We start from the raw sequence: 449 nt of genomic DNA, 5'->3' as shown, positions 1-449 counted from the left end.
GCCCATTTCTGTCTCGTCATGGGTGTGGCGTGGGAATGCCAGTGCGGCAACGATGACTGCGATGCCCCGGCGGTTGCTGATCCCGACGCGCCCGGAACCCGAGACCTACCGGGAACGGGGTCGCACATGACGTTGCACGTCATCTGCGACCTGGAGACCGTCGCCGGCGACGGGGAGACCCCGTGTTTCCTCGACGGCTACGGCGTCATCTCTCCGGCCCATCTCGATGAACTGCTGACCGAGCCTGGTCTCACGGTGGCCCCGATCGGATACCGCGATGAGCCTCTCGCGCCACACAGCCCGGGCAATCCGTATCGGCCCTCGACAGCGTTGGACACGATGGTGCGGGCGCGGTCGTTGTACTGCGACATCGCCGGGTGCGACCGCGCGGCGTGGGTGTGCGACATCGACCACACTCGCGAGTACGACCACGACCACCCCGAACACGG

1 pseudogene is annotated in these 449 nt (G+C 66.8%); it reads left to right on the top strand.

Annotation, left to right across the window (positions count from 1 at the left end):
• Window positions 1-126: 126 nt before the first annotated feature.
• Window positions 127-449: pseudogene (locus ACQ7HM_RS21285) on the top strand (HNH endonuclease); the annotation flags it as partial.

This window comes from Williamsia sp. MIQD14 (assembly GCF_051025635.1).
GTDB lineage: Bacteria > Actinomycetota > Actinomycetes > Mycobacteriales > Mycobacteriaceae > Williamsia_A.
This window is presented reverse-complemented; position numbering and strand designations above follow the sequence as displayed.